Origin of the sequence: Bradyrhizobium sp. CER78 (assembly GCF_029846235.1) — a bacterium.
Lineage (GTDB): Bacteria > Pseudomonadota > Alphaproteobacteria > Rhizobiales > Xanthobacteraceae > Bradyrhizobium.
In genome coordinates this window covers 45,658-67,849 of record NZ_JARVWP010000016.1, presented here as the reverse complement: position 1 = coordinate 67,849, position 22,192 = coordinate 45,658, and the positions used below count along the sequence as shown (strand labels likewise).

31 protein-coding genes and 2 tRNA genes are annotated in these 22,192 nt (G+C 63.8%); 15 read left to right on the top strand and 18 right to left on the bottom strand.

What is annotated here, in order from left to right:
* The first annotated feature begins 27 nt into the window (after positions 1-27).
* Positions 28-912 (top strand): polysaccharide deacetylase, encoded by an 885-nt coding sequence (locus tag QDT69_RS28395; protein WP_279709770.1) that lies wholly within the window; start codon positions 28-30, stop codon positions 910-912.
* On the opposite strand, the gene QDT69_RS28390 is transcribed toward QDT69_RS28395, so the two are convergent.
* Both QDT69_RS28390 and QDT69_RS28385 read right to left on the bottom strand, forming a co-directional pair.
* Entirely contained in the window at positions 893-1,822 is a 930-nt protein-coding gene (locus tag QDT69_RS28390) for a LysR substrate-binding domain-containing protein (RefSeq protein WP_279709769.1), read from the bottom strand. The genes QDT69_RS28395 and QDT69_RS28390 overlap by 20 nt on opposite strands.
* A gap of 23 nt (positions 1,823-1,845) precedes the next feature.
* Entirely contained in the window at positions 1,846-2,457 is a 612-nt protein-coding gene (locus QDT69_RS28385; protein WP_279709768.1) for an urea carboxylase-associated family protein, read from the bottom strand.
* Between the two features lie 103 nt (positions 2,458-2,560).
* Here QDT69_RS28385 and QDT69_RS28380 point away from each other — a divergent pair, with 103 nt between their 5' ends.
* A complete protein-coding gene (locus QDT69_RS28380) occupies positions 2,561-3,436 on the top strand; it encodes a LysR family transcriptional regulator (protein WP_279709767.1) in 876 nt (291 codons plus the stop codon).
* Positions 3,437-3,540: 104 nt separating this feature from the next.
* Here the strand turns inward: QDT69_RS28380 and QDT69_RS28375 are convergent, their stop codons facing one another.
* The 3 genes from QDT69_RS28375 to QDT69_RS28365 form a co-directional block, all read right to left on the bottom strand.
* Positions 3,541-4,617, bottom strand: a complete 1,077-nt coding sequence (locus tag QDT69_RS28375) for an acyltransferase (RefSeq protein ID WP_279709766.1) — start codon at positions 4,615-4,617, stop codon at positions 3,541-3,543.
* 149 nt (positions 4,618-4,766) lie between these two features.
* Complete coding sequence (locus tag QDT69_RS28370; protein ID WP_279709765.1) at positions 4,767-5,846, bottom strand: acyltransferase; 1,080 nt, start codon at positions 5,844-5,846, stop codon at positions 4,767-4,769.
* A 313-nt stretch (positions 5,847-6,159) separates the two neighbouring features.
* A tRNA-Tyr gene (locus QDT69_RS28365) sits at positions 6,160-6,245 on the bottom strand.
* Between the two features lie 194 nt (positions 6,246-6,439).
* On the opposite strand from QDT69_RS28365, the gene rlmB reads away from it, so the two are divergent.
* A complete protein-coding gene (gene rlmB / locus QDT69_RS28360; RefSeq protein ID WP_279709764.1) occupies positions 6,440-7,267 on the top strand; it encodes a 23S rRNA (guanosine(2251)-2'-O)-methyltransferase RlmB in 828 nt (275 codons plus the stop codon).
* A gap of 368 nt (positions 7,268-7,635) precedes the next feature.
* On the opposite strand, the gene QDT69_RS28355 is transcribed toward rlmB, so the two are convergent.
* The 3 genes from QDT69_RS28355 to QDT69_RS28345 form a co-directional block, all read right to left on the bottom strand.
* On the bottom strand, positions 7,636-8,058 hold the full coding sequence (locus QDT69_RS28355; RefSeq protein WP_279709763.1) for a hypothetical protein: 423 nt from the start codon (positions 8,056-8,058) through the stop codon (positions 7,636-7,638).
* A gap of 91 nt (positions 8,059-8,149) precedes the next feature.
* Positions 8,150-8,623, bottom strand: coding sequence for a hypothetical protein (locus QDT69_RS28350; RefSeq protein WP_279709762.1), 474 nt, complete (start codon positions 8,621-8,623; stop codon positions 8,150-8,152).
* A gap of 181 nt (positions 8,624-8,804) precedes the next feature.
* Positions 8,805-9,497 (bottom strand): urease accessory protein, encoded by a 693-nt coding sequence (locus QDT69_RS28345; protein WP_279709761.1) that lies wholly within the window; start codon positions 9,495-9,497, stop codon positions 8,805-8,807.
* Positions 9,498-9,692: 195 nt separating this feature from the next.
* On the opposite strand from QDT69_RS28345, the gene QDT69_RS28340 reads away from it, so the two are divergent.
* The 8 genes from QDT69_RS28340 (at position 9,693) to QDT69_RS28305 (ending at position 13,403) form a co-directional block, all read left to right on the top strand.
* On the top strand, positions 9,693-10,127 hold the full coding sequence (locus tag QDT69_RS28340; RefSeq protein ID WP_279709760.1) for a hypothetical protein: 435 nt from the start codon (positions 9,693-9,695) through the stop codon (positions 10,125-10,127).
* Positions 10,128-10,288: 161 nt separating this feature from the next.
* Positions 10,289-10,363 (top strand) — tRNA-Thr (locus QDT69_RS28335).
* 198 nt (positions 10,364-10,561) lie between these two features.
* Positions 10,562-10,843, top strand: a complete 282-nt coding sequence (locus QDT69_RS28330; RefSeq protein WP_279709759.1) for a DUF5658 family protein — start codon at positions 10,562-10,564, stop codon at positions 10,841-10,843.
* 196 nt (positions 10,844-11,039) lie between these two features.
* Positions 11,040-11,222 (top strand): hypothetical protein, encoded by a 183-nt coding sequence (locus QDT69_RS28325; RefSeq protein ID WP_279709758.1) that lies wholly within the window; start codon positions 11,040-11,042, stop codon positions 11,220-11,222.
* Positions 11,223-11,904: 682 nt separating this feature from the next.
* Positions 11,905-12,093, top strand: a complete 189-nt coding sequence (locus tag QDT69_RS28320; RefSeq protein WP_279709757.1) for a hypothetical protein — start codon at positions 11,905-11,907, stop codon at positions 12,091-12,093.
* Positions 12,094-12,146: 53 nt separating this feature from the next.
* Positions 12,147-12,329 (top strand): hypothetical protein, encoded by a 183-nt coding sequence (locus tag QDT69_RS28315; protein WP_279709756.1) that lies wholly within the window; start codon positions 12,147-12,149, stop codon positions 12,327-12,329.
* A gap of 169 nt (positions 12,330-12,498) precedes the next feature.
* Positions 12,499-12,717, top strand: coding sequence for a hypothetical protein (locus tag QDT69_RS28310; RefSeq protein ID WP_279709755.1), 219 nt, complete (start codon positions 12,499-12,501; stop codon positions 12,715-12,717).
* A gap of 134 nt (positions 12,718-12,851) precedes the next feature.
* Entirely contained in the window at positions 12,852-13,403 is a 552-nt protein-coding gene (locus QDT69_RS28305; protein ID WP_279709754.1) for a hypothetical protein, read from the top strand.
* A 33-nt stretch (positions 13,404-13,436) separates the two neighbouring features.
* Here the strand turns inward: QDT69_RS28305 and QDT69_RS28300 are convergent, their stop codons facing one another.
* On the bottom strand, positions 13,437-14,597 hold the full coding sequence (locus tag QDT69_RS28300; RefSeq protein WP_279709752.1) for a DUF2652 domain-containing protein: 1,161 nt from the start codon (positions 14,595-14,597) through the stop codon (positions 13,437-13,439).
* Between the two features lie 76 nt (positions 14,598-14,673).
* Between QDT69_RS28300 and QDT69_RS28295 the strand changes: the two genes are divergently transcribed.
* Positions 14,674-15,075 carry a hypothetical protein gene (locus tag QDT69_RS28295; protein WP_279709751.1) on the top strand — a complete coding sequence of 134 codons (402 nt, stop codon included), beginning with the start codon at positions 14,674-14,676 and terminating at the stop codon, positions 15,073-15,075.
* Positions 15,076-15,093: 18 nt separating this feature from the next.
* Here the strand turns inward: QDT69_RS28295 and QDT69_RS28290 are convergent, their stop codons facing one another.
* Both QDT69_RS28290 and QDT69_RS28285 read right to left on the bottom strand, forming a co-directional pair.
* Positions 15,094-15,942, bottom strand: coding sequence for an alpha/beta hydrolase (locus QDT69_RS28290; RefSeq protein ID WP_279709750.1), 849 nt, complete (start codon positions 15,940-15,942; stop codon positions 15,094-15,096).
* Complete coding sequence (locus QDT69_RS28285; RefSeq protein ID WP_279709749.1) at positions 15,939-16,307, bottom strand: hypothetical protein; 369 nt, start codon at positions 16,305-16,307, stop codon at positions 15,939-15,941. The genes QDT69_RS28290 and QDT69_RS28285 overlap by 4 nt, the downstream gene beginning before the upstream one ends.
* Before the next feature lie 509 nt (positions 16,308-16,816).
* Between QDT69_RS28285 and QDT69_RS28280 the strand changes: the two genes are divergently transcribed.
* Positions 16,817-17,068, top strand: coding sequence for a hypothetical protein (locus QDT69_RS28280; RefSeq protein ID WP_279709748.1), 252 nt, complete (start codon positions 16,817-16,819; stop codon positions 17,066-17,068).
* 64 nt (positions 17,069-17,132) lie between these two features.
* Here QDT69_RS28280 and QDT69_RS28275 read toward each other — a convergent pair whose 3' ends face one another.
* From QDT69_RS28275 to QDT69_RS28260, 4 genes are all read right to left on the bottom strand, one after another.
* Positions 17,133-17,372, bottom strand: coding sequence for a hypothetical protein (locus tag QDT69_RS28275; RefSeq protein ID WP_279709747.1), 240 nt, complete (start codon positions 17,370-17,372; stop codon positions 17,133-17,135).
* Positions 17,373-17,556: 184 nt separating this feature from the next.
* Positions 17,557-18,276: a porin family protein gene (locus QDT69_RS28270; protein WP_279709746.1), complete on the bottom strand. Its 720-nt coding sequence runs from the start codon at positions 18,274-18,276 to the stop codon at positions 17,557-17,559.
* Positions 18,277-18,554: 278 nt separating this feature from the next.
* Positions 18,555-18,995, bottom strand: coding sequence for a hypothetical protein (locus QDT69_RS28265; protein ID WP_279709745.1), 441 nt, complete (start codon positions 18,993-18,995; stop codon positions 18,555-18,557).
* Positions 18,996-19,239: 244 nt separating this feature from the next.
* Positions 19,240-19,575 carry a hypothetical protein gene (locus tag QDT69_RS28260; RefSeq protein WP_279709744.1) on the bottom strand — a complete coding sequence of 112 codons (336 nt, stop codon included), beginning with the start codon at positions 19,573-19,575 and terminating at the stop codon, positions 19,240-19,242.
* Between the two features lie 297 nt (positions 19,576-19,872).
* On the opposite strand from QDT69_RS28260, the gene QDT69_RS28255 reads away from it, so the two are divergent.
* A complete protein-coding gene (locus QDT69_RS28255) occupies positions 19,873-20,418 on the top strand; it encodes a tetratricopeptide repeat protein (protein ID WP_279709742.1) in 546 nt (181 codons plus the stop codon).
* 223 nt (positions 20,419-20,641) lie between these two features.
* Here the strand turns inward: QDT69_RS28255 and QDT69_RS28250 are convergent, their stop codons facing one another.
* The gene (locus QDT69_RS28250; protein ID WP_279709741.1) at positions 20,642-20,920 is read right to left on the bottom strand and encodes a hypothetical protein; all 279 of its coding nucleotides are present in this window, start codon (positions 20,918-20,920) and stop codon (positions 20,642-20,644) included.
* Positions 20,921-21,090: 170 nt separating this feature from the next.
* Between QDT69_RS28250 and QDT69_RS28245 the strand changes: the two genes are divergently transcribed.
* Positions 21,091-21,315, top strand: coding sequence for a GDCCVxC domain-containing (seleno)protein (locus QDT69_RS28245; RefSeq protein WP_279709739.1), 225 nt, complete (start codon positions 21,091-21,093; stop codon positions 21,313-21,315).
* A gap of 60 nt (positions 21,316-21,375) precedes the next feature.
* On the opposite strand, the gene QDT69_RS28240 is transcribed toward QDT69_RS28245, so the two are convergent.
* Both QDT69_RS28240 and QDT69_RS28235 read right to left on the bottom strand, forming a co-directional pair.
* Positions 21,376-21,678, bottom strand: a complete 303-nt coding sequence (locus QDT69_RS28240) for a copper-binding protein (protein WP_279709738.1) — start codon at positions 21,676-21,678, stop codon at positions 21,376-21,378.
* Positions 21,679-21,707: 29 nt separating this feature from the next.
* A complete protein-coding gene (locus QDT69_RS28235; RefSeq protein WP_279709737.1) occupies positions 21,708-22,169 on the bottom strand; it encodes a cupredoxin family protein in 462 nt (153 codons plus the stop codon).
* Positions 22,170-22,192 lie beyond the last annotated feature (23 nt).

The following is a 22,192-nucleotide window of genomic DNA, read 5'->3' as shown; positions in this document are numbered from 1 at the left end:
TCTCGCCGGCTGCGCGAGGATAATCCGATGATAAAGAATCCCATCCCCTGGCCGAACGGCGCGCGCTGCGCCTGCGCGATCACGTTCGACGTCGACGCCGACAGCCTGATCCACATCGCCCGGCCGAACGATTCGTTCGACCGGCTCTATCCGATCACGATGGGACGATACGGCCCGACCGTCGGCGTGCCGCGCATCCTTGAGACCTATCGCCGCCTCGGCCTGAAACAGTCGTTCTTCATGCCGGCCTGGACCATGCAGCGCTATCCGGATGCGGTCGAGGCGATCCTCAGGGGTGGCCACGAGATCGGCCATCACGGCTACATCCACGAGGATCCGACGGAGATTTCCTCGGCGCAGCAGCGCGAGGCCTTCGAACGCGCCCTCGCGGTTCATGTCGCGATGACCGGACGCAAGCCGCGCGGCTACCGCGCGCCGGTCTACAATGCCAACCAGACCACGATCGATCTCCTGATCGAGCACGGCTTTGTCTACGATTCGTCGCTGATGGCCGACGACATCCCGTACCAGATGCGCACCGCGCGCGGATCGCTCTACGAGATGCCGCCGCACTGGGGATCGGACGATTGGCCGCCTTTCGCCCATTACGCGGAGATCGGCTACATGATGCCGGTCAAATCGCCGAGCGATGGCCTTGCCGCCTCCTTCGAGGAATTCGAGGCCGCCTATGAGGCCGGCGGTTTCTGGATGGGGATCTGGCACCCGTTCCTGACCGGCCGGCTTGCGCGCTGGCGCGTGGTGGAGCGCTGGCTCGAGCGGATCGTCGGCGAGCGCAAGGTCTGGTTCGCATCGCTCGAGGAAATCGCTGCGCATCTCGACGGCCTGGTCAAGGCAGGCACCTACCAGGTCCGCGTCGAGACCCTGCCCTACTTCACGCAGCCCGTGTCATGACCTGTCCGGGAGCCGCCCGGAATGCCGCGGCCTCTGCCCGCAGCCAATCGATGAACGCCGTGACCGATTTGCGCCGGGCAGCGCTCGGCGCATCCACCAGCCGATAGGCGAAGCCTGCAAGTGCGGGTCCGTCGAGCCGGCGCAGCGTGCCCTCGCGCAACTGCTCGTCCACCAGCGCATCGCTGCACAACAGCGGACCGAGCCCGCGCTCGGCGGCGTGCAGCGCCAGCGGCTCCTCGCTGTACCAGGAGATGCGGAAGTCCCGGCCGGGATCATGATCGGCCCCCGCAAGCCAGGCCGACCACGCCGGCGAATCCAGCGCGGCGTTCTTCCAGCGGAACGCCAGCAGCGAGCGCGAACGGATGTCGTCGATGGCTGGACGGGCACCGGGCGGACAGATCGCACTTGCCGCAACCGCAATGTAGCTATCGCTGAACAGCACCGACGTCTCGCCGGCGCGGTCGACACGTCCGTAGCGAATCGCCAGATCGACGCCCTCGGTGCCCGGCGCCCGCACCTCTTCGGTCGCATCGATGTGGACCACGAGGTGAGGAAATGCCGCGTTGAAGCGCGCGAGCCGTGGCATCAGCCAGCGCTCGGCAAAGGCGCGCGTGGTCGATACGGTGATCGCATCGCCGTCAGCCGGCGGCCGGATCGCGGCGAACGCGCTGGCCATGCGGTCGAAGCCGTCGCGCAGCATGGGGAACAGCGCATGCCCCTCCGCGGTCAACACGACCGCGCGGCCGGAGCGCTCGAACAGCCTGTGTCCGAGGATCGCTTCGAGTTGCCGGACCTGATGGCTGATCGCCGTCACCGTGACGCAGAGTTCGTTGGCGGCGGCGGTAAAGCTTTCGTGGCGCGCCGCGGCTTCGAACGCGCGGACGGCATTGAGCGGCGGCAGTTTGCGCATGATCGGTTCTCCGCGCGGCCGCATCAGGCGATGAGAAAATGCGCGTCGGTCGGCCGCATGTCGTTCACCGGCACCATGTCCTGCGGACAGGCGGAGAACACGATGACCAGGTCCATCTCGGCGCGCAGCGCCACATACTGCCCGGCCTCGCTGACCGGCGACTTGAAGTCCAACTCTCCGTTGTCGGTGACGGGCACGTTCATGAACAGGTTCAGCGGGGCCGGCGTCACTGCGGCCGACAGGCCGACCGCCTCGAGCGCGTGCGCCAGATTCTGCGTGCAATTGTCGTGATGGCCGGCGGCACCGAGCTGACGATAGCGGTGAATGTCGCATGCCGCGATCAACGTATCGTGGATTCCCGGCGTCGTGTCGGCGACGAATGTGAGGATCGGACGGCGCCGGTTGGTCGTCAGCGTATCGCCGACGCGGGGAATGAGCCGCAGCATCGATGCGCGGCTGTGCTCCATCGACATGAACTCGCCGGTGTCGCCGGCATTGAAGGCCCAGGTGTCGACCACCTGCTTGCCATGGGTGTTGACCACGGTGACGGTCTCTCCCGCTTTCAGACGGGCCGCGACGCCATTGCGGGCTGGGATCAGACGGGCGCGGGTGAGATCGGCGGTTGCAGCGTTCACGTGATGTCTCCTCAAGGCTCTGACGCACCATTGGAGCACCGCTGGTGATGTAATTCTAATAATATTAATTGTGTCCATTATAACGTATTCGTATAGTCGTCCGATGCGCCTCAGACAGCTTGAATGCTTCCGCGCCCTGATGCTCCACGGCACCATGACCAGAGCGGCCGAACTGCTCGGCATGTCGCAGCCCGGGATCAGCACGATGATCGCGGGCCTCGAGCACGAGACCGGCCTTAACCTGTTCGTGCGGCGCGGCGGCCGCCTGCAACCGACCCCGGAAGCCAAGCTGTTCTATGTCGAGGCGGCGCGCGCGCTCGAAGCTGCCGAGAACGCGTCGCGCGTTGCCGCCGAGATCAGGTCCGGCCGGCGCGGTCATCTTGCGATCGCCGCCTATCCGAGCATCTCGATCAACCTGCTGCCGCGGCTGCTGTCGCAATTCGCCAAAAACAAGCCGGAGCTGCAGATCAAGATCATTACGCGGAATTCCGCGACCGTCCGGGAGTTGATCTCGACCCAGCAATTCGATCTCGCGGTCGCCGAGCTGCCGCTGGATTATCCGACCTCGCACATGGAGGTGTTCTCATATGACTGCATGTGCATGCTGCCGCACGCGCATCCGCTTGCGAAGCTGAAGCAGATCACCCCTGATGACCTCGACGGCGTGCCGTTCGTGACGCTGTTCCGCGGCGACCCGATCTACCACCAGCTGGCGTCGGCCTTCTCCGAATACGGCGCACGCTGGAACGTGGTCGCAGAGACGGAGTTCTTCTCGACCGCGTGCCAGCTGGTCACTGAGGGCCGCGGCGTCGGGATTATCGATCCGGTGGTGAGCAAGCCCTTCACCGAGGGCCTTGTCGTTCGCCCGCTCAAACCGCGGATCCAGTACCAGATCGCCATCCTCTCCCCCACCCACGAAGCGCCCTCCCAGGTGGCGCAGGATTTCGCCGGATTGCTCCGGCGCACGCTGCGGGCGTGAGGATCGGATGGCACCCAACTATGGAACGTTGCCAGTCCTGAGTGCCGCAGCCGCATCCTGCCTGACTACCGCGTGACCGCGCGGCCTCGCATGATCGAGCCTTCTCACGTGCTTGCCGGAGCCTGACGCAAGCGCCGCAGGCCGCGGATCGCATCGCGCGCCGGCACCTCAAGCACAAAATGCGTACCGATCGACACGACGATAGTCGTCCCGGCCAGCAGGCCGAAAATCGCCAAGGACCAGATGTCGAGCGGGCCGAACCTCGCCATGAACGTGATCAGGATGATGAAATGCGTCATATAGATCGAGTAGGAGATGACGCCGAGGAAGTGCATCGGCTTCGATCCAAGCAGCCGTGAACTGAGCGAATCCTCGCCGGTTCCAGCAAGCACCACGAACGGCCACAGCAACACCGGCATCTGCGGGTTGATCAGCCCGCAATAGGCCAGCAGCACAATGAGCCCGACGCCGCACCAGATCACGCCGGAAAATCGCGTGCACGCGGCATGAAGCCCGTCACAGCGCTGGAAGCTCGCGAAGGCGAGCCAGCCCGACACGAATCCGCAGGTTGCCCGCACCACCGGGACCCAATAGCTCAACTGGCTTTCCGGGACGCTCAGACCGATGCTGCCCTCAAAATAGTAGCGCGCGAACAGCCAAAAGCCGACGGCGGAGCAAACCACGATGCCGAGAAACCTGGTGGCAACCGTGGACGGTGCGTTCCAGAACAGCAGCAACGGGAACAGCACGACATAGCAAAACCACTCGGCCGAGAGCGACCAGGCCGGTGCGTCCCAGTGCATGCCGGTACCGATCACCGGCCACGCATTCAGCATGGTGAGCTGCAACGCGAAGTCCAGGGCAGCGCGGCCAGCGGGATAGGTGACTGGATCGACCAGGTACGGCCACACGTAGAGCGCGCCGGCGGCGATCAGGCAGACCACATAGAGCGGATAGACGCGGGCAATGCGCGCCGTCAGATAGTCTGAAAAGCGGAACGTCTCGCGGCTGTAGACATAGGACAGTGTGAATCCGCTGAGGCAAAAGAACAGGTCGACGGCGTTGTGCCACATGAACGCGGCGCCGGCATTGGCAGGAAAGGCATTGTTGAAATGAGCCAGAGCAACGGCCATAGCGGCCGCCCCTCGCAGCCCGGTCAACGCCCGTAGCTCCTGCCGCATTCCCGCGCCCTTGCTGCGCGGGTTTTCCCGCGTAAGGGCGAGTGCTTACCACTTCTGGTAGCGCAGACACAATTGGCGCGATTGCGGTGTCCACTTAAACTTTAGGTGGAGTGGAACCAGCAGCCCGCCGCGACGGAAAGCTCTGCCTGTCACGCGCTGGTCTGCGCCGCGCGCAAGCGTTGAAGGCTCCGGATGACATCGCGCGCTGGCCGCTCGAAGAAGAAATAACTGCCTGCGAAGACGGCAAGGGTTGTACAGGCCAACAGGACATAGGTCTGGGCTGACCAAGCACTGGGCAGACCGAACACAGCAAGGTATCCCACGAAGAGGATATAATGCGTCATATAGATCGAGTACGAAATCACGCCCAGAAAATGCAGCGGCCTTGATCCCAGCAGGCGCGACGTGGCCGATCCCTGGTCGGTCGCGGCAAGGACGACGAACGGATGGATGAACACCAGCGCCTGCGGGTTGAGGAGATCGCGGTATGCCAGGACAACGCCGACGATCAACATTGACCAAATCAACGCCGAAGCCTGTGTGCAGAAGGTGTAGAGCCCGTCGCGACGTTCGTAGCACGCGAAGACGACCCAGCCGGCCGTGAAGCCGAAGACCCCTCGGAGAAGAGCGACCCAATAGCTCCATTGGCTATTCGCATGGTAAATCTGGGCAGTGCCGAGGTTGCCATCGTAATAACGCACGAAGATGGAGTATGACGTCGCCGACAGCACGACGATACAGAGCAGCCTCATTGCTGCCGACCTTGCCACCTTCTGAAAGAGCAACAGCGGGAACAGTACGAGATAACAGAACCATTCGGAGGATATCGACCACGCCGTCACGTTCCAATGAACGTCGGATCCGATAGGCCAGGCGTTCAGCATCAAGGCCTGAAGTGCGAAGTCCGATATCGTGTCTTTGAGCGGGTAGGTTGTTGGATTGAGTTGTAGCGGCACGACAATGGCCGCGCCGGCAACGACCGTGGTCAGAAGGTAGAGCGGATAGATCCTGGCGATGCGAGCCGCGAAAAAGCTCGAGAACTGGAAGTCCTCGCGGCGATAGACGTAGGACAGCGTAAAGCCGCTGAGCACGAAAAACAGGTCGACGGCGTTGCCCCACATGAAGGGGGCGTTGGCGTAGCCGGGATAAAATAGCTGAAAGTGAGCAAACGCGACGGCCATCGCCGCCACTCCGCGCAATCCAGTCAATGCCCGTAGCTCCGGTCGCATTGCCCTGCCCGATTTCTGAACTCCATCCCGTTCGATAGATGATTACCACCGCGGGTCGTATCGGGACAGTCAGAGCGATTACGGGGGCCAAGCGAGCAGATTTTGCGGACAAGGCCCGCCTTCGCCCTTTTGGGCTTCGGCGCGGCAGCCTTCCCTCACTTCGCTACGATGGAGTTTTGCTGGCCTGCCCAGCCGTAATTTGCGAGTTCGGGATTGTGCGGCCAGTCCGTCTTCGCTTTCGCTGCGCTCAAGCTACGCCGGACACGCTTCGCCCTGACGGGCTGCGCCACGCGTAGCCCGACAGGGCGAAGCGTGGTGGGGGAGGCAGGACTCGAACCTGCGAAGCCATGAGGCGGCTGATTTACAGTCAGCTCCCTTTGCCACTCGGGACACTCCCCCGTCCAACAGCATCAGACCGGCCGCGCGAGTGGCGGCGGACCGGGTCATCGAAATGACGCTGATAACCGGCCGACCCGAAGCGGGTGCGCGGTCGGGCGCGTTTATGGGGGAAGGCGGTCCCCAAAGTCAACCAAGCGGGCCGCCTATTTGGCGGTTAAATTGCCAATATTCGAGAGCCGTGACACAAGCCTCACATGAGCGATCGCGACCGCAGACCCAATTTCCGAGGCAAGGGCGGTAAACCCTTCCAAAAAGGGCCGAAATTCGCCCGCCCGCAAGGCCGGCGGGAACGCGAATCCGGTTCCGACGGGCCGGTGATTCTGTACGGCTGGCACACGGTGGCAGCTGCGCTCGCCAACCCGGACCGGCAGATCCGCAAGCTTTACCTCACCGAGAACGCGGCGCGGCGGCTCGCCGAGGAAAACATCGCGACCCGCGTCACTCCGGAGATCGTCCGGCCCGGCGACCTCGACCGGCGCCTTACCCCCGATGCCGTGCATCAGGGGCTTCTGGCGGAGGCCGATCCCCTGCCCTCGCCCGGCATCGACACGCTGGCGCAGGAGGGCATCGTGCTGGTGCTCGACCAGATCACCGACCCGCACAATGTCGGCGCCATCCTGCGCTCGGCGGCGGCATTCGCGGTGAAGGCGATCGTCACCACCGCCCGCCACAGCCCGGAGGCGACCGGCGTGCTGGCGAAGTCGGCCTCCGGCGCGCTCGAGCTGGTGCCTGTCGTCACCGTGCAGAATCTGGCACGCGCGCTGAACGAGCTGAACGAGCACGGCTTCCAGACCGTCGGCCTCGACAGCGAGGGCTCGGAAGATCTCGGCAAGGTTCCATTGCAGCAGCCGCTCGCGCTGGTGCTCGGCGCCGAAGGCAAGGGCTTGCGGCAATTGACGCGCGAGACCTGCCGCGTCGTCGCCCGCCTCGACATGCCCGGCGAGATCAAGAGCCTGAACGTGTCGAACGCCGCCGCGCTCGCGCTCTATATCGGCGCCAGCCGGCTCGGGCTGATGGGTTAGCTTGATATCTGGATAGGACCGCAGCACTTGATGGGAGCACTTGCGGGCCAGAGGGCGCCTGCAAAGGGCGCCTGCAAAGGGCGCCTGCAAAGGGCGCCTGCAAAGGGCGCCTGCAAAGGGCGCCTGGATGATTTCGGAATATTCGAAATATACCCCTGATTTGCCCGACATGTCAAGTCGCCCCCTCGAACGCCGCCAGCTCCTTTGCATGGGGTTGTTTTCGATATTTTGGCAGCGCGCACCTGCGGTAGTCGCTTGCGGTGGATGCGGCGCGCCCCTTCCGGAAGTGACGCGACTTCAATTGTCAAACGAAGAACGCCCGCTCGCGTCGTGCGAACGGGCGTTGCTGGCTTCGACAAATCGCCGGATCAGTAGTAGCGGCGCAGCACCGGATGGCCGTAGCGATGCGGCGCGTAGCCGTAGCGATAGCCGTAGTGCGGACGATAGGGCCGGTAGTAGTGACGGTAGCCATAGTGGCGATGACCGTAATACGGACGGCCATAGCCTTCGCGATAGTACGGACGCGGCGCCCAATTGCCCGGGCCGGTGTAGGCCGGTCCCTGGTTGACGTAGTAGTACTGCTGCGCAGCGTCGGGATAGGCCGCATCCGGGTCGGGCAGCCGTTCGACCGCGCCGTAACCGCCATAGCCATAGCCGTAACCACCACAGCCACCGCAGCCGTAATTCACGACGGGCGCGGAATAGCCGCAAGGGTTGAAGCCGCACGCCATTGCGGGCGCGGTCACCATGACGGCCACGGCCGCAATCAGTCCTTTGATCATTTGACGCATTACTCTCTCCTGTAAATCTTGCCTGTAGGTCTTGTTGTCGTCGCGTAGCTCTTGATGGCTATGAAGGGCCCTCTGCCCGAAGGCTCTTGATTTAGGGGCCTCTCGGTCGCGGTGGCCGCATCGGCGGACCCGGCAGCGGCCGCGGCCCGTTGAACTGCGGGGCGTAGATCACCGGCGGCGGATCGACCGGCACGTTGGATTGCGCCGGCAGCGGCGCTGAGCGCGCCGACCATGATTCATGATAGCTCTCGGCAGGCTTGGGCAGCTGGCGGTTGGCCGGCGGCTCGATCTCGAGGCGGCCGTAACCCGGCATGTGGCCGAGGCTCGGATAGTAGTGGCCGACATTCGGCACCGGATCGATCGGGCGGCCGCCATAGACGGTCGGCACCAGCGAGTCGTTGCGGGCAAGCCCCATCGCGCTTTCGACCACCGCGTAGGACGCGTCGACGCCGTTGATGATGATGGGCACGCCGGGCCGGTTGGGCACGACAATGTCGAAGCCGCCGCCGGCCAGCGCCGTCGAGCTCATCGCAGCCAATATCGCCAGCGCAAGACTTGCGCGCATGTTCACCCAGCGTCCCGAATTGTTCCAGGTGCAGCCTAATCCAACGGCTTGGCGGAAGGGTTAAGGGCGCGGGCCAAACTGCCGGTAAGCCTAACGCGTAAGCATCGGCATCCGGTCAATGCGGCCGAGCCGGATCAGAAATCGTTAACGGCCGTGCTGGGCGAGCCCGAGCGAGGTGAAGTCAGGTGAAGGCGTTCTCGATGATCGAGTGGATGCCGATCGCAATCGTGACCGCGCCGACCGCCATTTGCAGGCCGCGATTGGCCCAGGTCAGCCAGCGCGCCGAGGCCGCGAGCGGCACCGCGATCACGCTGGACAGGACGCCCATGCCGATCATCGAGCCGATGCCGAACAGCGCGACATAGCCAAGCCCGATCACAGGGCTTGGCGCCTGCGACACCGTCAGCACCAGCAGCGCCGCCGAGCCTGCCATGCCGTGCATCAGGCCGACCAGCAGCGTGCGCCAGCGGAAGCCGTGCGCGTGGCTGTGCGCGGCACTGACATGCGGCCCGGTCTCGCCCGCGTGGCTATGGGCGTGGAAGTGTGTGGTGTCGCCATGCGAATGGCTGTGGAAATGCACGCGGTCTCGCCATAACCGCCACCACACATGCGCGCCGAGACCGACCAGCATGACGCCGACCGCAGTCTCGATCGGCTGCGAAACCGTTTCGGGGATCGCCCGACCGAGCAGGATCGCCACGCCGGCAAAAATGAACAGCGTCAGCGTGTGACCGAGGCCCCAGGTCAGGCCATGCTTGACGATATCACCGACATGGGTCCGCCGCGCTGCGATGCTCGATACCGCTGCGATATGATCCGGCTCCAGCGCATGCTGCATGCCGAGCAGAAAGCCAAGACTCAAGATTCCGAACATCAATCCCCCGCGCTGGCGCCGACATCAGATCGAACACCGCTGTACATGCAATTCCCGTCAAAGGCAGCAGATCCGGAACCCATCATGCGCGAGAGTTGCGGAACTTCACACTGGTTTGAACGCAGGCCAAGGCCGCGTCGGAACAGGCACGGCGCGGCGAGATTAGCTCGTCACAACGACGAGAGGAGACCTTGCATGACACAGCTCAAGATGCGCGGCGCCTTCCTCGGCGCAGCAGCCCTGCTCGCTTCGGTACTGACCGGCCCCGCGATGGCGCAACAGACCATCGGTACCGCCGCGCGCTGCTCGAATGCCGACCCGAACGCTCGATGCCAGACCATGGCACCGGGCACCACGCGCACCACCTATCGCCACCACGGCTATCGGCGGGACCGCGACTGGCAAGGCAGCTACAACCGGTATGACCCCGGCCCCGCCGGCGTCGCGGCCGGCGTGGTCGGCGGCGCGGTCGGCACGGCCGCTGCGATCGCGACCGCCCCGTTCGGCGGCCCCGACTATTATGGCCGTGCCCCGATGGGCAGCGCGGAATATGTGCGGCAGAACGGCCTTGTCTGCACCCCCGGCACCTGGTTCCGCGGCAGCGACGGCCGCCAGCACCCCTGCCAATAGTTCAAACGCAACGCTGACGGCGCAAAAGGCGGCCTTCGGGCCGTCTTTTTGCTGTCAGCCGATGGAGGCGAAAGGGCCCGTCGGCCGCCCGGGTTGTGGCCCCCAGGTTCTGGCTCTGGCCCGCCAAGTCTGCTATGCGAGCCCGCAAATCATTCCATGTCGCCGGCTTAGCTCAGCGGTAGAGCAGCAGTTTTGTAAACTGAAGGTCGGGGGTTCAATCCCCTCAGCCGGCACCAGCCCCTCATGCTGGCCCATCGCGCGCACGCCATCGAACGGCGGTTTGCAGCGCGGTCTGTAAGCCATAGCGTTGGACAACCAGGTCGCGGAGGCTTGCGCTTACGGAAAACATTCCGCAAAATTGTGGCACAACGAGCCACACGCGGATTTCGGGCAGGTACCGGATGACGGAAAAGCAGTTGCGGGCGAGAACATCTTTGCTGAAGGCAATGCTATTGGTCTCAGCCCTGCTGATGGGCTACTCGGATCTCATCACCACCAACGAGATATTGCAGCGCGGAATGGGTGAACTGAACCCGATCATGCGGTTCACTCAGGAGTGGATGGGTGAATGGTGGCTGATTGCCAAGCTGGGCCTGACCTATCTCGTGATGTGGATGCTGTGGCGCGGCAAGAGCGAGCGCCAGATGGCCTATGTGGTCGCCTTCATCGCAACGCCCGTCTACAACAATCTGATCATCCTCGCGGGCTCCAACTGAGCCGGGCTGCGCTTCCACGCCGGTAACGCCCCTCGGCCCCGTTTGCCGGCGCTCTCGATGTTGCGGCTGTTACATCCATTGATGTTTTGAAACATGTTCGGCAGGCCCGGCAGAGGATAGCGTTGGACAAGACGCCCGAACTCGCCCTACCCTTGGTGCATTGCGGCAATAGAGGCTGCCAGGCGCGGTTCTGACAATGGACTGGTCGTACTATCTCGTGGTCGTGGCTGTCGTCCTGCTGCTCCTCGCCTATCGCCTGCATGGCGGGCTGTTCAGGAGGGATTCGTTGCAGGACGAGAGGCTGAATCGACTGATCGATGAACGCATCGAACGCATGGACCTGAAGCGCGAGAAAAAATACGACCCGTCCCAGCCATGAAGACTGGGCGGCCATGCCTCGTCGCGCGGATCTTCAGTCCAGCGAGATGGACCGCCGGCCACGGCAGCCCCGCCAGCTCGCCGGAGAAAGCGGCAGCTCCGCGGACGGGGCCGAGAGCTTTGACGCTGGTGCGCTGGCCGCGGCTTGGTTCTTCGATGCTGCTGCCGACGCAGTCCGCTGCTGCAGATCTCGCGATGATCCCGTGAATGCAGATCGTCCTGCTGCGGATGTTGCCTTCAAACCGAAATGCCTGGGCATCGAGTCCTCCATCCAGATTTTTTGCGGCTCACGCCGAGCGTCGTCCCCAGGAGCAATCCGAACACGCACTTGCTGCTCAATCAAAGCGCTTCGCTTGATTCCCCACAAGCACGGAGAGAGCCGTACTATTCCGGTCCACAGCCGGCGCTTCACATCATCGATCGCGGCGCACCTGCATTTATTCGTCTCACCTGTCTGCCGAACGACGACAACGACCGCGCTTGCCAAGCAGCCAACCCGCTCCGCCCGCACGCCGCGCGAGGGCAAGCCTCTTGCGGACCGGCGCGCCGGGGCCGGCTCGCAGCACCTGCCGCACCTTGGCAGGAATCGTGGGATCATCCCCGTAGCTTCACCCATGCCTCGTCTTGCTTCTGTCCTTGCGGTCCAAAACGGGGTATGCAGAATGCGGGATGGGACTCAGCCAATGACCTATTTGATCCTTGCCCGGGATGGCACCAGCCAAATCGTGCTGAAGCGCGACAGCGAAGATGCGGCCGAGAAGAAGGCACGCGAGCTGAAGGAAATGGGCTGGTTCGAGGTCGAGGTCCGCGAGGACAAAGCAGGGAACGCGACCGCGACCGCGCTGACCGGACGCCCCCAGACCCTTCAATGACGCCTTGATGAACCTTTGCCGGATGGCCCTTACACATGTGTGAGGAGCCCACCATGTCCGACGCAGTACATTACCGCTTCCAGTCCGATCAGGCGCGACGGCTGGCCCGCCAGGTCACCGACGCAGCGGTGCGGGAAAAGCTGCTCGAAATGGCCGAGGAGTATGGCCGCTACGCCGAGCTGATCGAGGCCCGCAGCGCCGAACCGGCGCCCGTCGAGGCGGTGACCGCCCACTAAGGCTGCCTCATCCCGCTCACGGGTCGCGGTCAGAAAATTCACACGCAAGGGACACGGTTGGAAGCTCTCGACGGCATCCATAAGGCACTTTCTCAGGCCGCGGCCAAACTGCGCGAAACGCCTTGAGGATTTGTTCGGAACATTATGCCCCCTCAGGCGATTTTCCCGCATGAGGCTACGCGAGGCCAACCGCAATTTACTGCTTCTGGGCAGCTTCACGCTGCTCAGCGTGGCCGCTGCCGGCATCGTCGCCCTGCTCGATCCGGCACCTGTGCCGGCCAACGCCGCGCCCCGGTCCACTGCGAATCAAGTGCCGGCACATCGTCAGACTGCAGTCCGGATCGTCGGTACCCCGTTCGTCCCGAACACCAATCCACGCCAGCGCTGACGGTCCTCCCGCCCCGGGAATGTCACAATTATGTCACCGCACCTGTGAAACAGACGTCTTCGTCAACCATCATGATGGCCGACGCTTGATTCCGCGCGGTTGCTTTGCTGGAATCCGCGCGCTCAAGGTGCGCCATGAAGTGGATGAAAGAACGCGATCTCCTGATCGCGCAGACAATGGCCTTCGTACAGTCGGTGAAGGGCAAGCTGCCCGACGCCGAGCTGCCGGCGCCCGCCCAGCGGCCCGCCGCGACGCCCGCCCCGCAGCCGGCCGCCCCGGCGGCCGCGACCGAGACAGTCTTGGAGAAGGTCGCTCTGGAGACAGAGGCCGCCTTGGAAACAAAGGTCGCGCCGGAGTTCGAGCCTGCGGCCGAGGCCCCAAGGGAGACCCCAAGGGTCGTCATGCCGCCCCCGCTCCCGGTGCCGACCGTGCTCGAGGGCCTGCCCCCCGCTCCGCCGCCCCTGGCGGTGACGGTCGTCGAGGTCCCACCGGCGGCGCAGCCGCCGCATTTCCCGAAACTCGACATCCGCGGCGACTTCGGGTCCGAGGTGCGGGAACGGGTTGCCAATTTCCGCGCGCAGCAGCAGCGCTTCCTGAAAGAGCGCGAGGAATACTGCACCACGACCATGGCCAAGGTCCGTGCCGCGATCCGCGACAACAGCGAACTGCCGCGCTCCGGTAAGTAACCGGCGCTCCTTCTCCGGACCGTTTGTCGACTATCAGCCTCGCGCGCCCGACTTCACCGGCTCGGTCAGGAAGCGTCCGCTCGACTGCATCAGCGCCGGCTCTTCCATCGTTCCAGATGCAGGCTGCTTGCCTTCCAGCATCGATCGCAAGCCGGCGATCGCCTGGGTCATGCGTTCGGCGTATTTGGCCGCGGCGCCGTCGACGAACGCTTTGTCCTTCGGCTTCGGCTTAGCGATCCGCAGCTCCAAGCGGGTCGTTCCGTCCGGGCCATCGAGTACCGCGCGGGTCATCACGATCCGCGGCGCGCCGGGGACTGGAAGCGTGATGGCGACCGTGAAGTAATCGCCCGGACGCCAGTCGAGCGTCTCCTCGACGTTGGTATTCTTGCCGTGCATGCAGTGATTTTTGGTGCCGACACCGCGCCGTCCCTTGCCCGAATGCTCGACGATGTCGTCAGCGTCCCACCATTTCCGCCACTGCCCGGGCACGCTGATAAACTCCCACACCGTCTGCCGCGGCGCGGCGATGTCGAACGCCAACGTAGTGTGCGCGTCGTCGCGCGTCACCTCCATCCGCGTTTGCGCGTCGTCCTGCTGCCACGCCGCCTCGAGATCGCGCGCCCACAATGTCACGTCGCCGATGATGTCGATGGTTTCGTGATGGGCGATCAGACCCTGCGCCACCGGATCGACGCCCATGGCGCGGATCGCGCCGTCGCTATAGAGCGCGTAGGCGCGCCCGCCGACCTTCTCGCTCACCGTGTTCTTGAGCAACCGGTGGACCAGAATGACGTCGCGCCCGGCGAGCTCTTCCCGGCCGCCCATCCTCTGCTTCACCATCTCGCCATGATGGATGACGAATTTGAAATCGAGATCGCCCATCGCGACACAGGCCCGGCACTCGCAGGATGAGGCCTGGCGGACGCTGCGCAGCCGCCGGCGGAATTTGAAATAGGCGCCTTCGATCGCGTCCTGCAGCAGCGAGCCGTCGATGTTCCCGCCGGTCGCATAGACGAACGCGGCGTCGCCCTCGAACTTGGCGAGGCGAAATGGCGGGCGCAGCGCCTTCACCACCGCGTCCATGAAATCGGCGATGATGTCCTGCGCATGGTCGAGTTCGACCGCTGCGAGGAAGTTCGTGTAGCCGGAGATGTCGGCAATCGCGAAATATGCCGCTTCAGCTTTCGGAAGCATCGAGACCTCTAGCGCAGCCGCTTCACGCCATCCACTTGGATATGCAGTTTGTCATACTACACAGAGGGAAGATAACATGAAATTCGTTGCTGCTGCCGCATTGGCACTTGTGGGCTGGCTTGCGGGCTTCAATGCCGCAAACGCACAAGGCGCCGCCATGAAAACGACGCCGACGACAAAAATCCTCGCGATAGGGACCATCAATCCCGGTTTTGAGCAATCGCAGGTGCGTGCTGTCCTGCCGGAGGAAGTTCGCGAAACCGTCGAGCTCTATCTCGATGGCAAGATCGAGCAGTGGTACTCGCTCCAGGGAAAGCCGGGCGTCGCCTTCATCATCAACGTCACCGATCCGGCTGTCGCGCACGAGATGCTCGAAAAGCTGCCTTTGGGCAAAGCCCATATGATGAGCTTCGAACTGATCCCGATTGGCCCGCTCAACCCACTTCGCTTTTTGCAGGGCATGCAGCCGAAACCATGATTAGGCGGCGCCAGCGCTCTAGCGTCCGCCGATCTTCTCCAGCACCGGCAGCAGATGCTGCAAGAACTCGCCGGGATTTTCGCTCATCGGGAAATGGCCGAGGCCCTTCATGATGGTGGCCTCGCTGCCGGCAATGCTGCCGGCCACCGCCAGCGTCTCCGCCGGCGTGCAGGAATAATCGTACTCGCCTGACAGCAGGAACAGCGGGCAGCGCTTGGTGTCGATCTCGGCGACGCGGGCGCGGATGTCACCGTCGATCTTGTAGAAATAGAGGTCGCCCTTGAACACGCCAGGCCCGCTTTGCATGTAGTGCCACAGCGTCTCCCATTTCTCCTTGTCGGGCGCGTCGGGCCCGACGAGGCCGGAGACGATGGCGGCCGCGACCTCGCCGCCATGGACGTCCGGCCGGTGCAGGAAATTCAGGTCGTAATAGGGATCGACATGCGCGCCGGCCTGCAGGCCGATGATGGCGCGGAAGCGTTCGGGATGCTCGAGCGCGAGGTGCAGCGCGATCCGGCCGCCGATCGAGCAGCCGATCACGATCGGCTTGTCGAGGTCGAGGGCATCCATCACGGCGAGGATCATCGCTGTGTATTGCGTCGAGGTGAGCTGGTACTCCTCGTCGTGCCAGCCTTGCGGCGGCGACGACTTGCCGTGCCAGGGCATGTCGAAGGCGATGACACGATGGTTGCGGGTGACGCGCGGATCATTCATCAGCCCGCGATATTGCCGCCCGTCGGCGCCCGCGGTGTGCAGGCAGAGCAGCGGCGTGCCCTCGCCCGCCTCTTCGACGTAGACGCGGTGCGCCCGGCCGGACAGTTCGAGCTGCATGTAGCGGCCGATGATCGGTTCGAATTTGGCGCTCATGCGGCCACTCCCTCGCGGCGCAGCTTGCCGAACGCTTCCTTGAAGTAACGCAGGTTCGCCATGAAGATCTGCAGGTCGCCCTCGGACTTCAGCACGCGGCGCTTGATCAGCGCCATCAGGTCGTTCGAGCCAGGCGGCGGCCTCAGCTCGCAGAACCTGTCCCATTCCTCGTCCGAGGTGCGCAGCGCAAAGGACGACGACGGCATCACGAATGGCCCCTTGGTCACCGACACGATCCGGCCCTCATGGATCGCGATCAGCCAGGAGGTCTTGCCGATCTCGAGCAGGAATGTCGTGGTGAGATAGCGGCCGCGCCGCACCAGGCCGGCGTCGCCGTTGACCCGTTCCTTCAGCATCTCGATCATGTCCATCTCCACCCCGCTTGGCGGCCCGTCCGCGCAGACCGCAGCGGGCACTCGTTCTGCCGGCAATGATGGAAGGAACGGCCGAACCGTCAATCGCTACAGGCGTGGCGGGGCCACGGCGTTTTCGCCGGGTGCGCCGTCCGGTAAGGCCGGCACCCGGTCCGCGTGAGGAGGAAGCTAGAGCCAGGACCAGACCAGCGCCACGTTCGCGGCGCAGGCCGCGAGCAGCGCAACCGCAAGCGCGAGCTGCACGCGTTCGTAGGGGGGCTGGTGGATCGCTCTCATGGGCCGGAGCATCCGGCGATTCTACCCGGAGAGTCCCGGGGATTCTTTTTTCCGGGGTTTACGCCCCGTTAAGGACTCAAGGCCCTCGGGCGAAAGGGCCGAAATGACTCATATTTTCAGATGCTTGCTGCGCATGCCTGCTCACGGTTCCGTGATTGGAACGGGTGATCCTCCCCGAAACCCGGGACGGCCACTGGCGTTGTCGCTGATTGGGGGAACGACAAATGCCGTACGCGCTGTTCTATCAGGACGCCAAGCTGAGCAAGGCGTATCCGACCGAGGCTGACGTCTGGAAGCTGGCCCGGAAGTCGGGCCTGGTGGTGGATTCCGTCACCGAGGAGGAGACGTCTTCGCCGCGCCCGCTGCTGGACAATGACTACGAGATCAAGCCCTGCCAGCTTGAGCCGAACGAGGACCCGGTCAAGAACAAGGCCGATGCCGATCGCGAGGCGCGGCAGGAGCCGCGGCTGAACTAAGGGATGGCGGATCGCCCGGTGCGCATGAGCGAACCGGCTGGTTGGTGCGATCGTCGCGTTGCCCCTACGGCGTCGCCGTTGCCAGCGAGGCCTGTTCGGCTGCGAGCGACACGCAGATCTTCCGCCGATGCAGGCCCCGGATCGCGCCCGTCACCTTGAGCACCTTGCCGGCCGAGCAAGACGAATCCTGCACGAACACGACCTCGTAAGGCGCGAGCGCCAAGGGTTCGGATTTGAGGATGGTCTGGGCAAAGCACTGCACGGAGACCGCAGAGAGGATCAGCCCTAACGCAAAGCTACGCATGTTTGTTTGTCCACCAGCCCGGCGATCGCATAATAACGGATCACGATGAAAGTTCCGTGCAATGCAGGAATTATTTTTTGCATTGCACGATCAGGCGTGAACACCGGCTGAATGGACAGGCGTGGGGCAACAAAAAAGGCCGACCCGAAGGCCGGCCTTTGATCTCGCTGCAACAAAACCGCGATCAGTAGCGGGAGCCCACCGGACCGCCCCAGCCGAAGCGGTAGTTGACCCCGACCTTGACGGTATGCTCGTCGTTCCGGAAGCTTGTGCCGACGAGGTCGGCCGGGCCGCTGGTGAAGTTGGTCTTGCCGAAATTGTAGTACTGGTATTCGGCCTTCGCCGACCAGTTCGGGGCGAACATGTATTCGAGGCCGGCACCGACGGTATAGCCGTCCTTGTGGCCGCCATCGGTGGTGAAGGCCGCCGGCACGCCGCCGACCGTCGCTGTGATGTTGTTGTTGTCGCGCCAGGCATAACCGCCCTTGGCGTAGAGCAGCGCCGGACCCCAGGTGTAGCCAAAGCGGCCAGTCACTGAACCGAGCTGGTCGGTGTTTCCGGTCACCAGCGTCCCGCCCGGGAGCAGCACGCCATTGTTGTTCGAGGAGCTGGGCAGCCAGGAGTACTGCGCCTCGACGCCCATCACCCAGTTGGGCGCGAACTGATAGTCGAAGCCGCCCTGCACGCCACCCATGAAGCGCGCATCGCTGCCCATCAGGTTGGTGCCGTCGGTGAACGCTCCGCCGACATGGCCGCCGATGTAGAAACCGGTCCAATTATAGACGAGCGCCGGAGCGGTATAGGGCGGCGGGGCCTTGGTATAGGTGCGAGCTGGCATGTCAGCCGCAAATGCCGGGCCCGCAAGGGCAGCCAGCGCGACTGTGCCGAGCAAAAACTTCTTCATTTCTGATCCCCGTTACTAACGCTGCGCTGTTAAGCCAAACAACGTGACGCCAATTAGGTTGCTTTGGGGCAATGCCGGACCCGTGATGTTTCTGAGCTGTAACGGGGTCGCAACAACGCCCGTTTGTTCCTTGGCACAGAAGGTTTCTTCACCGGTTAAGCAGCCGTATTTCGGCTGTATGTAAGTCGTAAACGGCTAAGGTGAAGTTCAGCGCTCCCCGAAAAGTGATCGGAGTTCGCTAACGTTTCGATCAGGGCTGCGACAAGCCGCCGCGCGCTTCAGCGCGACATTTTTTCCAGATCCGGAAAGGCCGCGTAGGACGCGCCGGCGCAGGGCTCGACGGCGTTGTCGAGGATGCGGTCGAGCCGGCCGTCGACGAACATGACGCCGCGCTCCCGCGCCGGGCGGTAATTGCCGTCGGTATCTTTGGCGCTGTAGCGCAGGCAGACCACGTAGCGCAGCCGGCCGCCGACCGTGCGCTGCACCGGCTCGGCGATCCCGGCCTCGCGGACCCCGACCGGATTGTTCAGATAGGTCCGCATGAAGGCGACGATCTGTTCGCGGTAGCGGTCCGGAAACGGCTGGTTGGCGACGCCGCGATCGTCGGTGAACGTGGTCGAACCGCCGCCGTCATCACTGGTGAGACAGCCGGCGAGCGGCATCGAGAGCAGCAGGATCGCCGCCAGTTGTAATGAAGTCCGCAAAGTCAGCTGTTTCATGTGGCCCCGGTTGCGTCTCATAGACCGCCGGGCGGCGGAAGGGAATTCGCAACAGGGTTATTTCCGCGCGAGGCGACCGGAAGCCCAAACGCACTCCGGCCCGCCACCATTGGGGAAGCAATGGACGGACGGGCCGGTTCTGCATCCCTGCGCAAAGGCTTCGCCTTTGTCGCGGAGGGCGTAGCGGGGCAATGTGGAGCGAACTACGCCCCCAGGATCAGACTCGAGATCAGCTCTGCCTCGATCAGCCGCGCTTGGCCGGCACGACGTGCTTGGTCGCGACCTTGGCGTGAACGTGCTTGGTCGCGTGCTTCGGCGACTTCACCTTCAGCATGCCCATGTGCTTGTGGTGGCTGTGATGGCGATAGTGCTTGTGGTGCATCTTCGCGTTGGCGTTGCGCACCTTCGACGGGACCTGCTCGCTCTTGATGACAGGGGCGGCCTTGGTCGCCGGGGCAGTCGTCGCCGGGGCGGTGGTGGTCGCCGGCGCGGGGGTTGCGGTCTTACCGGTTTCGGCGGCGAACGCGGGCGCTGCGATCACGGACACGGCGAGCAGCGCGGCGGAAATCGTCTTCAACATGGTGGTCCTCCTCTTCGGGATCGAGAGGTCTCCGGCCGGATGGTCGGCCTCACCGATCAATGCACGTGACCTTAGGGGCCGCGCACTGAACCCGTTCTGAAGGACATGGACGGAATTCATTCATGTGAATGACATCTTGGTCATGTTGCCCGCCCTTGTTGCCCGCCCTTGCCGGGCCTCAGGCCTCACGCAATCGTGGGATCGGCCGGGAATGTTCTGCACCCTTGGGTGTTCAAGTCAGCAGGCTTGGGTGTAGGATTACCAAGCACGATCAGGAACGATCAGGAGCAACCAGGAATGAGCAAGACGACGAAGTTTCTAGGCCTCGCAGTGCTCTCGATGACGCTCGCCGCCGGGCCGGTTATCTCGGCCTACGCCGCAGGCGGTGACAATCCTTCGCCGCCGGCGTCCGACAGCGGCAGCAAGGGCAAGAAGGCGAAGAAGGACAAGAGCTCCGCGATCGACGATCAGAAGTTCCTCGCCGGCTACCACGCCGCCTATGCCACGATCTACGACAAGCACGACTATACCGCCGCGATCGAGCAGCTGAAGGCGCTCGGCCAGGACGACCGCGCCGACGTCGCCAATTTGATCGGCTACTCCTATCGCAAGCTCGGCAACTACAAGGTCTCGCAGATCTGGTACGAGCGCGCGCTGAAGGCTGATCCGGCCCATGTGCGCACCTGGCAGTATTACGGCCTCTGGCAGGTCGAACAGGGCAACCGCGACCAGGCGCAGTACCATCTGAACCGCATTGCGCAGCTTGCCGGCACCAACAGCGATGAATATCGCTCGCTCGCCGCAGCGCTGGAGAAGCCTCCGGGCACCGGCCTGGTTTACTGAGCAAGCCACCCGTTCATAACATTAAGCCGGCGCAGTCATCGTGACGCGCCGGCTTTTTGTCGCCCTGTAGGATGGGTGGAGCCAACGGGTCCGCGCATCGCGCGGCCCGATGATAAACTCCGCGATACCCATCATTCGCCGGGCTGGCACAGTTGATGGGTTTCGCTTCGCTCTACCCATCCTAGGATCTACGGATCGTTACGACGTCGCGGCGACCTCAACCTCACGGGTAGTGCTCGAGGCGCCGGTCGGGCTTTTGCGGACGGCTGGCGCCGACCGTGTTGCCGGCCGCAGCTTCCCCCGGCTTCGCCGGGCGCGCAGCCCTCTCGATCGGCGGGCCGCTGTCGCCGGTCTTCTTGCTGGTGTTCAGCGCCTGGCCGGTGGTGGTCACATTGGCGGCCTGCCCGGCCCCCGCTGAGCCGGCCGACGGGCCGGAGCTCTGCGCCAACACGGTTCCCGACAGCGCCAATGCCACCATCAGTATTGCCGCGTTGACTGTCATTGGAGGGGGCCTTCTGCACACGAATGATGCACGGCAACGCGCCAGGGCCGATCGCGTTCCAATGCCGCCGATCGCCGATGCAGTGGAGTTAACATCATCGAAGGCAGCCGCTTCCGCCGGCGGCCTTTCGGGTCCTTGTGGTCGCCAAGCGCAGAGCTTACGAAGGTAACATGCAACTCGGCTCCACCCTGACCTGCCCGGCTTGCGGCTTCGCCAAGGCCGAGACCATGCCGACCGACGCCTGCCGGTTCTTCTACGACTGCGCGGGCTGCGGCACCCGCCTCAAGCCGAAGGCAGGCGACTGCTGCGTGTTCTGCTCCTACGGCTCGGTGCCCTGCCCTCCGGTCCAGGCGGACGGAAAATGCTGCGGCGATGCCGCATGCGGCAGCCAATGAGGACCTGACCATGCGGTGCGACCAGCCGGCATCGCGCGCGCCGCGACGCCGGCGATCGTCTCACTTCGCCTTCTGGATCGCCGTCACGGTGTAGCCGCCGTCGCCCTCCTGGGCTTCGAACCTGACCTTGTCGCCGACCTTCACCTGCTTGAGCAGCGCGGGGTCCTTGACCCGGTAGACCATCGTCATCGGCTCCTCCATGCCGAGGCTCTTGGCCGGCCCATGCTTGAGCGTGATCTTGCCCGCGCTCTCGTCGATCTTCTTGACCTCGCCATTGATGACAGCAGCCTGCGCGAACGCCGCGCCAAATGTCAGCGCCAAGGCGAGTATGACCGCGCCTGCGGTCCTGGTGATCCCGTTCATCGTGTTTGTCCTTTCATTCGTCGTTGATTTCATTTCACGATCACGCGGCCGGTCATCCCATAGTCGCGGTGATCGGGGATCAGGCAGGAATATTCGAACGTTCCGGGCTTGGTGAACTTCCAGACGATCTCGGCGCTCTTCTTCGGCGCGAGACGGACGCCGTTCGGATCGTCATGCTCCATATGCGGATGCTTCTTCATCACCTCGGCATGCTTCAAATTCTCCGCGGTGGTGGCGAGCAGGAACTCATGATCCTCGGTGCCGGCATTCCTGATCACGAAGCGGATCTGTTCGCCGCGCTTGACCTCGATGCGGAACGGCGTGAATTCCATCTCCTTCATCTCGACCTCGACGGTGCGCGACGGCTTGCTGGGATCGCCGGGCTCGCCGGCCGAATAGGATTGGTGACCGTGCTTGTCGTGCGCACGCGACGGCGCGGCGGTGACCGACAGTGCAACGAGCACGATGCAGGTTCTGGTGACGTTCTTCATTGGATTCTCCATTTCAAAAAATG

Bases quoted from the DNA above. Each gene is read 5' to 3' on its own strand.
- QDT69_RS28395 (WP_279709770.1), top strand. From the start codon at position 28: ATGATAAAGAATCCCATCCCCTGGCCGAACGGCGCGCGCTGCGCCTGC.
- QDT69_RS28390 (WP_279709769.1), bottom strand. From the start codon at position 1,822: ATGCGCAAACTGCCGCCGCTCAATGCCGTCCGCGCGTTCGAAGCCGCG.
- QDT69_RS28380 (WP_279709767.1), top strand. From the start codon at position 2,561: ATGCGCCTCAGACAGCTTGAATGCTTCCGCGCCCTGATGCTCCACGGC.
- QDT69_RS28375 (WP_279709766.1), bottom strand. From the start codon at position 4,617: ATGCGGCAGGAGCTACGGGCGTTGACCGGGCTGCGAGGGGCGGCCGCT.
- QDT69_RS28370 (WP_279709765.1), bottom strand. From the start codon at position 5,846: ATGCGACCGGAGCTACGGGCATTGACTGGATTGCGCGGAGTGGCGGCG.
- rlmB (WP_279709764.1), top strand. From the start codon at position 6,440: ATGAGCGATCGCGACCGCAGACCCAATTTCCGAGGCAAGGGCGGTAAA.
- QDT69_RS28355 (WP_279709763.1), bottom strand. From the start codon at position 8,058: ATGCGTCAAATGATCAAAGGACTGATTGCGGCCGTGGCCGTCATGGTG.
- QDT69_RS28350 (WP_279709762.1), bottom strand. From the start codon at position 8,623: ATGCGCGCAAGTCTTGCGCTGGCGATATTGGCTGCGATGAGCTCGACG.
- QDT69_RS28345 (WP_279709761.1), bottom strand. From the start codon at position 9,497: ATGTTCGGAATCTTGAGTCTTGGCTTTCTGCTCGGCATGCAGCATGCG.
- QDT69_RS28340 (WP_279709760.1), top strand. From the start codon at position 9,693: ATGACACAGCTCAAGATGCGCGGCGCCTTCCTCGGCGCAGCAGCCCTG.
- QDT69_RS28325 (WP_279709758.1), top strand. From the start codon at position 11,040: ATGGACTGGTCGTACTATCTCGTGGTCGTGGCTGTCGTCCTGCTGCTC.
- QDT69_RS28320 (WP_279709757.1), top strand. From the start codon at position 11,905: ATGACCTATTTGATCCTTGCCCGGGATGGCACCAGCCAAATCGTGCTG.
- QDT69_RS28315 (WP_279709756.1), top strand. From the start codon at position 12,147: ATGTCCGACGCAGTACATTACCGCTTCCAGTCCGATCAGGCGCGACGG.
- QDT69_RS28310 (WP_279709755.1), top strand. From the start codon at position 12,499: ATGAGGCTACGCGAGGCCAACCGCAATTTACTGCTTCTGGGCAGCTTC.
- QDT69_RS28305 (WP_279709754.1), top strand. From the start codon at position 12,852: ATGAAGTGGATGAAAGAACGCGATCTCCTGATCGCGCAGACAATGGCC.
- QDT69_RS28300 (WP_279709752.1), bottom strand. From the start codon at position 14,597: ATGCTTCCGAAAGCTGAAGCGGCATATTTCGCGATTGCCGACATCTCC.
- QDT69_RS28295 (WP_279709751.1), top strand. From the start codon at position 14,674: ATGAAATTCGTTGCTGCTGCCGCATTGGCACTTGTGGGCTGGCTTGCG.
- QDT69_RS28290 (WP_279709750.1), bottom strand. From the start codon at position 15,942: ATGAGCGCCAAATTCGAACCGATCATCGGCCGCTACATGCAGCTCGAA.
- QDT69_RS28285 (WP_279709749.1), bottom strand. From the start codon at position 16,307: ATGATCGAGATGCTGAAGGAACGGGTCAACGGCGACGCCGGCCTGGTG.
- QDT69_RS28280 (WP_279709748.1), top strand. From the start codon at position 16,817: ATGCCGTACGCGCTGTTCTATCAGGACGCCAAGCTGAGCAAGGCGTAT.
- QDT69_RS28275 (WP_279709747.1), bottom strand. From the start codon at position 17,372: ATGCGTAGCTTTGCGTTAGGGCTGATCCTCTCTGCGGTCTCCGTGCAG.
- QDT69_RS28270 (WP_279709746.1), bottom strand. From the start codon at position 18,276: ATGAAGAAGTTTTTGCTCGGCACAGTCGCGCTGGCTGCCCTTGCGGGC.
- QDT69_RS28265 (WP_279709745.1), bottom strand. From the start codon at position 18,995: ATGAAACAGCTGACTTTGCGGACTTCATTACAACTGGCGGCGATCCTG.
- QDT69_RS28260 (WP_279709744.1), bottom strand. From the start codon at position 19,575: ATGTTGAAGACGATTTCCGCCGCGCTGCTCGCCGTGTCCGTGATCGCA.
- QDT69_RS28255 (WP_279709742.1), top strand. From the start codon at position 19,873: ATGAGCAAGACGACGAAGTTTCTAGGCCTCGCAGTGCTCTCGATGACG.
- QDT69_RS28250 (WP_279709741.1), bottom strand. From the start codon at position 20,920: ATGACAGTCAACGCGGCAATACTGATGGTGGCATTGGCGCTGTCGGGA.
- QDT69_RS28245 (WP_279709739.1), top strand. From the start codon at position 21,091: ATGCAACTCGGCTCCACCCTGACCTGCCCGGCTTGCGGCTTCGCCAAG.
- QDT69_RS28240 (WP_279709738.1), bottom strand. From the start codon at position 21,678: ATGAACGGGATCACCAGGACCGCAGGCGCGGTCATACTCGCCTTGGCG.
- QDT69_RS28235 (WP_279709737.1), bottom strand. From the start codon at position 22,169: ATGAAGAACGTCACCAGAACCTGCATCGTGCTCGTTGCACTGTCGGTC.